Origin of the sequence: Neobacillus sp. 204 (genome assembly GCF_046562815.1) — a bacterium.
Lineage (GTDB): Bacteria > Bacillota > Bacilli > Bacillales > Cytobacillaceae > Neobacillus.
Window position 1 is genome coordinate 134,970 of record NZ_JBJORY010000009.1, and the last position, 12,738, is coordinate 147,707.

Genomic DNA, 12,738 nt, shown 5'->3' on the forward strand with positions numbered 1-12,738 from the left:
TTTTTTGCAACCTATCAATATAAAAAACTTTTTAGTTAATGTTCGCACCAAAGGTCGATGGGCATTTCCATCCTTTAATAAATTCAACAAAGTTATTTTATGCGGATTACAACAAAAAGTCACATGCTAGAAACAATAAAAAAAGGCTGTCTGTCGACAGCTTCTTTTCATTTACCCAACTTTTACCTGGGAGGACCTTGCTATTTCCTGTGCCACTAAAAGCGTGAGATCTACAACTCGTGAAGAATACCCCCACTCATTATCATACCACGCCAAAACCTTTACCTTTCTTGTCCCCATCACCATTGTGGAAAGACCATCAACAATGGCTGAATGCTCATTAGTATTAAAATCAACAGATACTAATGGTTCCATCGTGAAATCCAAAATCCCTTTTAATCGACCGTTCGCTGCTTCAATAAAGGCATGATTGACATCATCAACCGTTACATCTTGCTTAAGATCAACGACTAAATCAACTAGAGAAACGTTGGGTGTTGGTACACGAAGTGACATGCCATGTAATTTCCCCTTTAACTGTGGTAAAACTAGCGAAATTGCTTTTGCTGCACCCGTTGTCGTTGGAATGATGGATTGTCCACATGCACGAGCCCTCCGTAAATCCTTATGAGGGTTATCAATATTCTTTTGATCATTTGTATACGCATGAATGGTTGTCATTAATCCACATTCAATGCCGAACCTTTCGTCTAATACCTTTGCAACCGGGGCAAGGCAGTTGGTTGTACATGATGCATTGGAGATAATATCATGATAATTAATATCAAGCATTTCCTCATTAACACCCATCACAATGGTAACGTCCTCATTTTTTCCTGGTGCCGTTAAAATCACTTTCTTAGCTCCTGCCTCTAAGTGCAAGGCTGCCGCTTCCCGGGCATTAAACTTTCCAGTTGCTTCGATAACTATTTCAATTCCGAGAGCTCTCCATGGAAGTTCCTCTGGCTTACGACTACTTAATAGTTTTATCCTTTTTCCATTGACAAGCAGCTCATCATCCAATGGGATGACCTCTCCTTGAAATGGTCCATGATTTGTATCATATTTAAGTAAATGTGCTAATGTTTCCGCAGGATAACTTGCATTTATGGCCACAACATCCAGCTTATTTTCAAGGATCGCTTTTCTAAAAACCATCCTACCAATTCTCCCAAACCCATTAATTGCAACTTTTGTCTTCATTTTGCAACCCCTTCCGCATTAATGTCATACTTAATACTCGTATTGTTGTAATTAGTATAACATATTTAGGTTTAATTGTGATGAATAAAATGCGGATTTTTAAAATGTTTTATAATTTAGACAACTTGTTAATATAAAAAAAGAGAAGGTGCTCCTTCTCTCCCATTACTTTTCATTCTATTTTTTATCGATGCCAAACTGCGCTAAAATTTCAAGAAGCTGTTTTTTTGTATCAGCAATGGAACCGTTATTGTTAATTACAGCATCCGCGAGCCTAATTTTATCTGACAATGGCATTTGAGAATGAATTCTTGCTTCTGCATCTTCAACCGATAAATTATTTCTCGCGATTAATCTTTTTAATTGTGTTTCATTGTCAACAAAAACCAGGACGGTTTTATCCACCATATAGGTAAGCTTACTTTCAAATAGTAACGGTATATCTAGTACAATCACTTCTTCATTTTTCCGTTTCGCTTTTTCAACTTGGTCGCTCATTCTTTGTCTGACTTCCGGATGAACGATATCGTTTAATCGTTGCCTTTTTTCTACTTGATGAAAAATAATAGAGCCTAGCTTTTGACGATCGATTTCGCCATTGGCTAAGATAATATCCTCGCCAAACTCAGCAATAATTTTAAAGTAAGCTGATTCACCCTTCATTACCGCAAGGCGTGCTTCAAGATCAGCATCAACCACAGTGATATCCATTTCTTTTAAAAAGTTTGAAACCGTACTTTTTCCACTGGCAATTCCGCCTGTTAGACCAATAACTAATGACATCCCGATATCCTCTTTCTTTTTTTCAAGGTATATACTTTGAACTTTGATAACTGTCTTCAATGCCAAACGGGCGCTTCTGTTTTTATAATTTCCAAATGCCTATAATGATTAACAAAATCCCTGGCAAAAAGGTGAACTTTTGAATCCAATCAAACTTATGAAAAAAAGTTCCACTTTTTATTCCTAATAGGACAAATAACGAACTCATAATCGCGACTGTAAATGCTAAATAAAAGGGAGAGTACCCAAGCATCGCTGCACCAATCCCAGCTCCAAAGGCATCTAGCGACAAGGCAAACCCTAACATTAATGCCTCAATCCCGGTAATCGTACCAGATTGATCGAAGTCAGCCGACATCGGCTTTTTCAATATGTTAATAGCTAATCCCAGGGACTTGATCTCAAAATTCACAATTGTTTTTTCCTGATCGAGTACGTCTTTTTCTTTCTCCGGCCGGAAAAATTGATACAAAACCCAGGCACCAAGACCAATTAGGATGATTCCCCCTAGGCTTCCCGTAACTCTTGGTGATAAAACTTTCTCAAGTCCATGTCCAATTGACACAGCAATCATTAAAGAAATAGCCGAACAACTTGCAATAATAATGATTGATCTAAGAGGCATTACCATTTTCCTTAGTCCATAGGTAAACCCCACGCTAAAGCTGTCAAGGCTAAGAGCAAAAGCAAGGATGAGAAGTGATAACAACTGAACCATGATGTCTAGGGCTCCTTCCACCAAAATCATTACGATAGTATATGGCAGGAGTCTATCAAAGGTTAATGTTATTCCATTCTCATATTTTTTACTTTTTCAATTCGCTTAGATCTTTTGGCAATTCGGGCAGAAATGGGTTCCTCTGCCCCCAACTGTGATTTTTTCCAAAGGAGTTCCACACCGTTTACATTCTTCGCCTTTTCGACCGTAAGCATATAATTCAAGCTGGAACATTCCAATTTCCCCTTGAGAGTTAACATAGGAGCGGATTGTGCTCCCTCCCTTTTTGACTGCTTCACTCAAGGTCGCACCAATTTCACGCTGAAGAAGGGTGATTTCGTTTATATCCAGCGTGTTAGCAAGACGTTCTGGGTGGATACCTGCTCTAAAAAGCGCTTCATCAACATAGATATTACCGAGCCCAACAAAAACTTTTTGGTCTAATAAGGCCGTTTTAATTTTCCGATTCGTTTTTTCCAGCTTGTTAGCCAGATACGGAACGGTAAATTCCTCTGAAAAAGGTTCAGGTCCCAGTCCAATCAACGGCTCTGTTAAGAATTCATCGCCTTTTTTATATAGATGCATGGTTCCAAACTTCCGAACATCCCGATACCTTAACTCGGTCCCATCGGTAAAGTGAAAGAGAACATGCGTATGTTTATCAAAGGGCTCGTCCTTTGGATAAAGACCGTACTTTCCTTCCATTCTTAAATGGGAAACTAAGGCGAAATTTCCGGTATAGATAAGTATGAATTTCCCTCTTCTTCCCACATCGATAATGGTCTCTCCAATCAAAGCATCTACAAATTGTTCCACTTCGAGTGGATTTTTAATAATTTTCGGCCAATAGACCGTTATATCTTTAATGGTCTTATTGACCACTAATTTTTTTAATGTTTTCCTAATGGTTTCTACTTCTGGAAGTTCTGGCAAGGTTGTTATCCCCTTCTATTTAGCATCAAACCAAGTTGGTCCGTAGGCATAATCCACTTTCAATGGCACCTTCAATTCAAGGGCATTTTCCATCACATCTGGGACTAACTTCTTCAAAATGTCCAATTCCTCCTCAGGTGCTTCAAAAATTAATTCATCATGCACTTGAAGTAAGAGCCTTGTCTTTAAGCCCATGTCTTTTAAGGCATCGTCCATATCAATCATTGCCTTTTTGATAATATCGGCGGCACTGCCTTGGATTGGAGTGTTCATAGCTGTTCTTTCCGCAAAGCTTCTGATGTTAAAATTACGGGCTGTAATTTCAGGTAAGTACCTTCTTCTTTGCAAAATTGTTGAAACATAGCCTTTTTGTTTTGCTGAATAGATAATGTCATCCATATATTGTTTTACACCAGGGTAGGTATCCAAATAACGTTCAATAAATTGACCGGCTTCCTTTCTCGTTATTCCTAAAGATTGGGAAAGACCATAATCACTGATGCCGTAGACTATTCCAAAGTTAACGGCTTTAGCCTGACGTCTCATATTTGAAGTAACCTCATCTTTATTGACATGGAAAACCTCCATAGCAGTTTTTGTATGAATATCCATGTCATCCTTAAATGCTTGAATTAGCTTCTCATCACCAGCAATATCAGCAAGAACGCGAAGTTCAATCTGGGAATAGTCTGCAGCAAAAATAAGCCAGCCATCCTCAGATGGAACAAAGGCTTGACGAATTTTACGACCCTCTTCCAAACGAATCGGGATGTTTTGCAAATTCGGATCAATCGAACTTAACCGACCTGTCGCAGTTAAAGTTTGTTGATATCTTGTATGGACTTTTCCGGTTTTAGGATTTATCACTTTTAGCAATCCTTCTATATAGGTAGATTGAAGCTTACCTAATTGTCTGTAAAGAAGGATATGTTCAATAATGTCATGATCCTCAGCTAATTTTTCCAATACATCCGCCGAAGTAGAATAACCTGTTTTTGTTTTCTTTAAAGTGGGGAGATTTAATTTTTCGAATAGGATAACGCCCAGCTGTTTCGGTGAGTTGATATTAAACTTTTCCCCTGCTAATTCACAGATCTTCTCTTCAATCTCAATCAGTCTGTCATTTAGCTCTTTTCCCATTGTCTGGAGGCGTTCCTGTTCCACTTTGATCCCGCAGGATTCCATATCTGCTAAAATAAGCGATAATGGCATTTCGAGTTCAGTAAATAATTCATATTGTTCATTTTTTCTTAATTCATCTTCTAGTTTATCTTTTAGATCTGACATAGCAAGACCTTTACGAACAAGATGTTCTGCAAGCTTTGAGGCTTCAGGGACTTTTCGTTTCGCCCCTTTTCCATAAAAAGATTCATCTGTTTGGATCGTATGTATATTGTATCTTTTCGTAATGGCGGCAAGATCTTCAATGTTATCTGAAGGATTTATAAGATACGAAGCCATCAGGATATCAAAGTAAACCCCTTTTAAATGGATATCATATCTTCTTAAAGAGACTTCAGAACGCTTGGCATCATAGACCGTCTTCTTTTTACTCTCATCCTCAGCCCATTTTTTGAAGGCATTCGATTGCAATACTTGATCTGTTGGAAAATAGAAATGTCCCTTTTCATTGACAAGGGAGAAACCGATAATCTCTGCATAATGATAATTATCATCCAACATTTCAACGTAAAAATAATTGTTGTCAGCAAACAACTCCTCCGTGATTTCTGCTGGAGTTTGAAACTCAATGTCTTCTAACTCTGGCTCTTCGGTAGTGTCCGGACCTTCCCCCAGCTTATCCAATAAAGAATGAAAGCCTAATTCTTTAAATAAAGCTATTAATTTTTCCCGGATAAACCCCTCATAAGCGATGGTGTCTATATCCACCTCGACTGGTGCTTTTCTTTCAATCGTAGCCAGCTCTTTGCTCATTAATGCTTGGTCCTTAAATTCTTCCAGCTTCTCTTTTAGCTTATTACCATTTACCTGATCAATAGAGGCTAATAAGTTTTCTAGTGTTGTAAACTCCTTTAAAAGTTTGATCGCTGTCTTTTCACCAACGCCAGGCACACCAGGTATATTATCGGAAGGGTCACCCATTAACCCTTTCATATCAATGATTTGCTCTGGTGTAAGTCCATATTTTTCAGCGACATGTTCAGGGGTGTATACTTCAATATCCGTAATACCTTTACGGGTAATTCCAACTGTTGTCACAGGAGAAGAGAGTTGTGTTAAATCTTTATCTCCAGAGATTACTTTTACTTCATACCCATCATTTTCAGCACTTAAAGACAGGGTACCGATAATATCATCAGCCTCATAATTCTCAAGTTCGTATCTAGAGATCCCATATGCATCAAGAAGGTCACGAATAAACGGAAACTGTTCCGATAGTTCAGGTGGAGTTTTTTGTCTTCCGCCTTTATATTCACTAAAGGTTTTATGACGAAAGGTCGTCTTTCCAGCATCAAATGCTACAAGTATATGGGTTGGCTTTTCATCTTCAAGAATTTTCATCAGCATCATCGTAAAGCCATATACAGCATTCGTGTGAATTCCTTTATCGTTATTAAGCAGGGGTAATGCAAAAAATGCTCGGTAAGCAATACTGTTACCATCTATAAGGACAAGTTTCTTTTTATCCATTTATATCCACCTTCCAAAATCACCTTAAATATTTATAGAATTCGATTATAAACTCGCTTCCTTCACCTAAATCACTTCTGACACTTATGTTTCCATGATGCGCTTCAACTAAGTGCTTAACAATCGCTAATCCAAGGCCAGTCCCACCAGAGTTCCGGCTTCTCGCGCGGTCAACACGATAAAAGCGTTCAAAAATACGCGGGATTTCTTCTTTACTAATACCTATCCCCGTGTCTTTCACATGAACTCTTACATTTTCGCCTTGTTCAAGAAGGATGATTTTCACATTCCCTTCAGAAGGGGTATACGTAATTGCATTAGCAATCAAGTTAATAAACACTTGTTTTAAACGGTCTAAATCACCTTGGATTATCACTTGGTTTTGCTTGCAAAAAAGGTCAAGCTCGATATTCTTTTCTTGCGCCTTTCCAGTTAAAATGGTGATAACTTCCTTTAACAGTACATACAAATCAAGTTCCTGAATATTTAACCTGAAGCCTTGCTGTTCTATTTTTGAAAGATCTAACAATTCTTGGATCAGGGTCTGTAGACGATCACTTTCTTTTAGAATAATTGAAAGAAACGCTGCCAACGTTTCTTTATTGTTCATGGCACCATCCATAAGTGTTTCCGTAAATCCTTTAATAGAAGTAACTGGGGTTTTTAATTCATGCGACACATTGGCCACAAAATCCTTACGCATTTGCTCGAGTTTTTTAATTTCAGTTATATCATGAAATACGAGTAATACCCCTTTCCAAACATTATTGGTTCCAAGAATCGGGACACCATAAACTGAAAAGTATCTCCGTTCGATAAATAAAGGAACAAGTATATGTTTGCTTACTTTCTTTTCTGTTCGAAAGACTTCAGCGACTAACTGACAAATATCCTCGTAATCAATAACTTCATAATAAAGTTTATTTAAATAATCGATTGGTTTCACATGAAATATATCAATAAAGCCTTTATTTATTAGATTTATGTACCCTCTACTGTCAATTAAGACTAAACCAGCACCCATATTTTCAATTAAAGCACTTAGCCGATCCTGCTGCATCTCCTGTGCTTTGGTGAGCTCTTGAAGGTTTTCAGCAAGCATATTAATAGATGACCCAAGCATACCAGTTTCATCTAATCGATTTACTTTTGTTCGAGCCCGGTAATTTCCTTTAGCCAGTTCAATGGCGACATTTGTTGCCGCTTCAATTGGCTTTGTATACTTTGAGGTAATTCTCAAACTTAAGAAAATAATTATAATGATAGCAATCCCAAGGCAAATGGAAAGAACCCAGAGGATTTCTATTTTAAGATGTTGATTTAGTGACTCTAAGAAATAGCTTTTAAAAAATTGCCCTAACAAAATTCCAAATCCAACTAATACCGCTATAATTAATATGATTAGTGAAATTAGTAGTCCTTTTCGGAATTTGGTCATTCTCCTTTTGGCTCCTCCAGTTTATAACCCAAGCCCCGGATCGTTTTGATATAGGCTGGCTTTTTAGTTTCCACTTCAACTTTTTCTCTTAAATGCGAAATATGTACATCGACAATTCTAGTATCGCCAGCAAAGTCATAATTCCAAACAGCACTTAGTAATTGATCACGTGTTAAGACACGCCCTTTATTTTGAGCAAGATAAAGAAGCAATTCAAATTCCTTTAAGGTTAATTCCAATAGATTATCGTTAAAATAAGCCTCATATTTTTCAGGATTGATTTTTAAATTACCTATTTGTAGCTGCCCCGTTTCTTCCCCACTTACTTGTGCAGCTTCAGCTTGAATTTGTGTCCTTCTGAGTATTGCTTTGACGCGGGCAATCACTTCTCTTGGACTGAAGGGTTTGACCATGTAATCATCAGCACCAAGTTCAAGACCCAAGATTTTATCAAACTCATCATCTTTCGCTGTTAACATTAAAATTGGTGTCATGATTCTCTTTTGTCTAAGCTGTTTGCAGACTTCCATTCCATCCATTTTAGGCAGCATAAGATCTAAAACAATGATATCAAGGGATTGTGACTCAGCAATTTGAATTCCAGCTTCGCCATCCATTGCAGTTAATACATCGAACCCTGCTTGCTCCAAATTATATTGTAGTAAAGTAACAATTGACTGTTCATCATCGACAACAAGGACTCTATTTTTCATCATATCCCCCACCTTTTTAGTTACCTCCATTATAATAATAAAGTTTACTTATAATCTAGTTTTACAAAACTTTTACAAATGAACCTCATAAGAGTTAAGATTTTAAAAAAAATTAACCAAAAAGTCATTTCTTGTGGCAGAATTTTCCCATTATTTTTTATAAAATTAAATGGAACACAAGGAAGGGAGTCGCATATGGCCTACAAAAATCGAATTGAATCTGGTGAATTGTTAATTCTAAGAATTTTATCCCGGCGAATGGCTTTAACAGCAGAGGAACATCAGAATTATTTAAACCTAGAAAAAGGCTTTAAAGGAGAAACTCAATTTGATGAATTAACAGAGAGTCTTCAGAGTCCGTGCATTATACTAAACGATTTACTGCTTGAGGTTAATGGTTCTAAATTTCAAATTGATACTACCATCATTTTTCAGGAGGCTATTTACCCTTTTGAAGTAAAAAATTATGAAGGCGACTTTATTTACAAACCTGACAGGCTTGAAAGGTTTTCCGGTAAACCATATAAAAATCCCCTGGACCAACTGAAACGCAGCAAATTTTTGCTCAGCCAATTACTTTATAATTTAGGATACAATATCCCCATTGTGGGATCCGTTGTGTTTATTAACCCCGAGTTTACATTATATCAAGCTCCTCCAAATGAACCTATAGTTTTCCCAACACAAATAAGCCAGCTAACCAAAAAACTGGAGATGGTGCCTGCAAAATTAACTAATCGTCATTTCAAAATTGCTGAAAAAGCTTGTTTCCTTACATCAAATTGAATCACCTTATACGAGGCTACGAACATATGATTATTCTGAAGTGCCAAAAGGGATAACATGTATAAAGTGTAACTCATTCGAGGTAACATTTCCCGCAGGGGCAAGGAAAATTGTTTGTAATCACTGTGGATGTGAGGAAGGGATTGAAGCCGCGGTTTTACGAAATGTTGAAGAAATAAAGCTATTATTTCCAGATAAAAAAATTACGTCTAATTTGGTTTTTGAATGGTGTGGAGTCGGGTCTAAAAAAACAATTAAAAATTTTTTAAAGAAAAACTATCGTTCAATTGGGAAGAAAAAATATACTTATTATGTATGAACCTGTCTTATCGTCCTGTTCGAGCGGGGCTATCACCTTTTAAGCTTTATAAACCGCTCTTATCGACCTGAATAAGCCGGGCATCTCCCTTTTGGGCTTTATGAACCTCTCTTATCGACCTGTTCGAGCGGTGCCATCACCTTTTCGGGCTTTATGAATGTTTTTTAACGCAAAAAGGAATGTCCACCGACATTCCTTTTTTAAAACACTATTAAAAATTCTCCAAAGCCTTCCCATGAAAGTCTTCTAATCGATGCGGAGGGCAAACTTTAAGTTTGCCTTGAATGACCGTTTCTTTCTTTTCATTGGTTCCTACCACACTAATCACAATAGTATGCTCATCTCTTATTACCTCAATTACTTCGAATAAAAATTCGACTGATCCATAATGGTAAACAGGCTTAGGAAACTCAATATCTTGGCCTAAAATATGGCTCCCTGGACCAGGTAAATATTTTGAAATAGCTGAAGTGATTAATCCTGTCAGCATAATACTTGGAACAATTGGTTTTTCAAAAGGAGTTTGTGAAGCATAATCATGCTGAATGTAGAGAGGATTCGCATCGTCAGTTAATCCTAAATAAAGAAGGAGATCCTTGTCTTCTATTTTTTCAGTCATAGATAATTTTTCACCGACTGTAATTTCTTCGATCTTTCGTCCTAACTTTCTCTTTTTACCTAAAAGCATAAAACTCCACCTCCGTGTAAGCGATTTCATTATAATGCAAAGAAATTCGGGGAACCTTTGTAACCCCGAATTTCACTTATATCCTTTTTTACACTAATACTTGCATAACATTACGAACGGATTCCACTGATTTATCTAAAGCAGCTTTTTCGTCAGCAGTTAAGTCAAGCTCGATTACTTTTTCAATACCATTTGCACCAAGGATAGTTGGTACCCCAAGGTAAATACCTTCGTAACCAAATTCACCTTCAAGATAGGCAATAGAAGGAAGAACGCGACGTTGGTCTTTAAGGATTGCTTCACACATTTCGACTAAAGAAGCAGCAGGAGCATAATAAGCACTACCATTACCTAGAAGGTTAACGATTTCACCGCCGCCTTTTCTAGTGCGTTCTACAATTGCTTCTAATCGGTCTTTAGGAATTAATGTTTCTAATGGAATTCCACCAGCATAGGAGTAACGTACAAGGGGAACCATGTCATCACCATGTCCACCCAACACAAAGCCTGTAATGTCTTTAACAGAAAGGTTTAATTCTTGAGCAACAAATGTCCGGAAACGTGCTGAATCAAGAACCCCAGATTGACCGATTACACGGTTTTTCGGGAATCCTGATTCCTTAAAAACAGTGTAGGTCATTGCATCTACTGGGTTAGTTAAAACAATAATCGTACAGTTAGGAGAATACTTCACGATCTCTTGAGTTACACTTTTCATAACCTTTTGGTTTGTCTGAACTAAATCATCACGACTCATACCAGGTTTACGAGCAATACCAGCAGTGATTACTACGATATCTGAATCACGAGTATCTTCATAGTTTGAAGTACCCGTAATATTAGAATCAAAGCCTTGTACTGGACTCGCTTCAAGCATGTCTAAAGCTTTACCTTTTGTTGGGTTTTCCATTTGTGGGATATCAACAAGAACTACATCTCCAAGTTCCTTTTGCGCAAGTAAAAATGCAGTAGTCGCTCCAGTAAATCCTCCGCCGATTACAGTTACCTTTTTACGCTTCAATGACATTATGACTCTCCCCTTTGAACTTTTTTGTTAGACCTAAACCTTAAAATGCAGGAGGGGCTATTTAAGTAACAGCCCGCATCTGCATCGATTTTTATTCCATGTTCTTAATAAGTTCGTCACCAAATTCAGAAGTCTTCACTTCAGTTGCTCCGTCCATTAAACGGGCAAAATCGTAAGTAACAACTTTGGATGCAATAGTTTTTTCCACAGATTTAATAACCATTGAAGCTGCTTCATTCCAACCTAAGTGCTCAAGCAATAACACTCCTGATAAAATAACTGATGAAGGATTTACTTTATCAAGACCTGCATATTTAGGGGCAGTACCATGTGTTGCTTCAAAGATAGCATGTCCAGTTTCATAGTTGATGTTCGCGCCTGGTGCAATACCAATACCGCCTACTTGCGCTGCAAGTGCATCTGAAATGAAATCCCCATTTAAGTTCATTGTTGCAACCACATCAAACTCACGTGGACGAGTAAGGATTTGTTGTAAGAAGATATCAGCAATGGCATCTTTTACGATGATTTTGCCAGTAGCTTCTGCATCAGCTTGGGCCTTGTTTGCAGCATCTGAACCTTGCTCAGCATTGATACGATCATATTGAGCCCAAGTAAAGACTTTATCGCCAAATTCTTTTTCAGCAAGCTCATAACCCCAGTTTTTAAACGCGCCTTCAGTAAATTTCATGATATTTCCTTTATGCACGAGTGTAACTGACTTACGACCTTCTTTAATAGCATAATTAATTGCAGCACGTACTAGACGAGTAGTTCCTTGTTCAGAAACAGGCTTGATTCCGATTCCAGAAGTTTCAGGGAATCTGATTTTCTTTACACCCATTTCGTTTTGTAAGAAATCAATTACCTTTTTTACTGCTTCTGTACCTTTTTCATATTCAATACCAGCATAAATATCTTCAGTGTTTTCACGGAAAATAACCATGTCAGTATCTTGTGGACGCTTAACTGGTGAAGGAACACCTTCAAACCATCTTACTGGACGTAAGCAGACAAACAAATCTAATTCTTGACGCAGTGCAACGTTCAACGAACGAATTCCTCCGCCGACAGGAGTAGTTAATGGTCCTTTGATGGCAATCAAATACTCATTGATTACATCAAGTGTTTCTGATGGAAGCCATTCGCCCGTTTGGTTGAATGCTTTTTCTCCTGCTAAAACTTCTTTCCATACTAATTTACGCACACCTTTGTAAGCTTTTTCAACAGCTGCATTTAAGACACGCTCAGAAGCAGCCCAAATATCAGGTCCAATCCCGTCACCCTCAATAAATGGGATAATTGGATTGTTTGGAACATTTAATACTCCATTTGTAACTGTAATTTTTTCGCCTTGCATAGTTGTTTTCCCTCCTATTATGTAAAAAAAGCTAAATTAAGAGCATGAGTCTACCCTTTGTCTTATCAAAGGTTAGAGATATAAATCTCTAACCTTTTCATACATTCCTATTAGACCA

The 12,738-nt window shown here is 37.6% G+C and carries 11 protein-coding genes; 1 reads left to right on the plus strand and 10 read right to left on the minus strand.

The genetic code is table 11. The annotated features are described in order from the left end of the window. Window positions 1-171: 171 nt before the first annotated feature. The 7 genes from ACJ004_RS19300 to ACJ004_RS19330 form a co-directional block, all read right to left on the minus strand. Complete coding sequence (locus ACJ004_RS19300; protein WP_410894762.1) at window positions 172-1,203, minus strand: glyceraldehyde-3-phosphate dehydrogenase; 1,032 nt, start codon at window positions 1,201-1,203, stop codon at window positions 172-174. A 177-nt stretch (window positions 1,204-1,380) separates the two neighbouring features. Beyond that, entirely contained in the window at window positions 1,381-1,986 is a 606-nt protein-coding gene (coaE, locus tag ACJ004_RS19305; RefSeq protein WP_410894763.1) for a dephospho-CoA kinase, read from the minus strand. Between the two features lie 82 nt (window positions 1,987-2,068). Further along, window positions 2,069-2,704 (minus strand): sporulation membrane protein YtaF, encoded by a 636-nt coding sequence (gene ytaF / locus ACJ004_RS19310; protein ID WP_410894764.1) that lies wholly within the window; start codon window positions 2,702-2,704, stop codon window positions 2,069-2,071. A 105-nt stretch (window positions 2,705-2,809) separates the two neighbouring features. Then, window positions 2,810-3,637, minus strand: a complete 828-nt coding sequence (gene mutM / locus ACJ004_RS19315) for a DNA-formamidopyrimidine glycosylase (RefSeq protein WP_410894765.1) — start codon at window positions 3,635-3,637, stop codon at window positions 2,810-2,812. 15 nt (window positions 3,638-3,652) lie between these two features. Next, window positions 3,653-6,289, minus strand: a complete 2,637-nt coding sequence (gene polA / locus ACJ004_RS19320) for a DNA polymerase I (RefSeq protein WP_410894766.1) — start codon at window positions 6,287-6,289, stop codon at window positions 3,653-3,655. A gap of 19 nt (window positions 6,290-6,308) precedes the next feature. Next, window positions 6,309-7,727 carry a two-component system histidine kinase PnpS gene (gene pnpS / locus ACJ004_RS19325; RefSeq protein ID WP_410894767.1) on the minus strand — a complete coding sequence of 473 codons (1,419 nt, stop codon included), beginning with the start codon at window positions 7,725-7,727 and terminating at the stop codon, window positions 6,309-6,311. Then, window positions 7,724-8,440: a response regulator gene (locus tag ACJ004_RS19330; protein WP_410894768.1), complete on the minus strand. Its 717-nt coding sequence runs from the start codon at window positions 8,438-8,440 to the stop codon at window positions 7,724-7,726. The genes pnpS and ACJ004_RS19330 overlap by 4 nt, the downstream gene beginning before the upstream one ends. Before the next feature lie 195 nt (window positions 8,441-8,635). Here ACJ004_RS19330 and ACJ004_RS19335 point away from each other — a divergent pair, with 195 nt between their 5' ends. Next, window positions 8,636-9,226 carry a nuclease-related domain-containing protein gene (locus tag ACJ004_RS19335; protein WP_410894769.1) on the plus strand — a complete coding sequence of 197 codons (591 nt, stop codon included), beginning with the start codon at window positions 8,636-8,638 and terminating at the stop codon, window positions 9,224-9,226. Between the two features lie 530 nt (window positions 9,227-9,756). On the opposite strand, the gene ACJ004_RS19340 is transcribed toward ACJ004_RS19335, so the two are convergent. The 3 genes from ACJ004_RS19340 to icd form a co-directional block, all read right to left on the minus strand. Next, on the minus strand, window positions 9,757-10,233 hold the full coding sequence (locus ACJ004_RS19340) for a MaoC/PaaZ C-terminal domain-containing protein (RefSeq protein WP_410894770.1): 477 nt from the start codon (window positions 10,231-10,233) through the stop codon (window positions 9,757-9,759). 88 nt (window positions 10,234-10,321) lie between these two features. Beyond that, the gene (mdh, locus tag ACJ004_RS19345; protein ID WP_410894771.1) at window positions 10,322-11,260 is read right to left on the minus strand and encodes a malate dehydrogenase; all 939 of its coding nucleotides are present in this window, start codon (window positions 11,258-11,260) and stop codon (window positions 10,322-10,324) included. A 91-nt stretch (window positions 11,261-11,351) separates the two neighbouring features. Beyond that, a complete protein-coding gene (icd, locus tag ACJ004_RS19350; RefSeq protein ID WP_410894772.1) occupies window positions 11,352-12,620 on the minus strand; it encodes an NADP-dependent isocitrate dehydrogenase in 1,269 nt (422 codons plus the stop codon). Window positions 12,621-12,738: the final 118 nt, after the last annotated feature.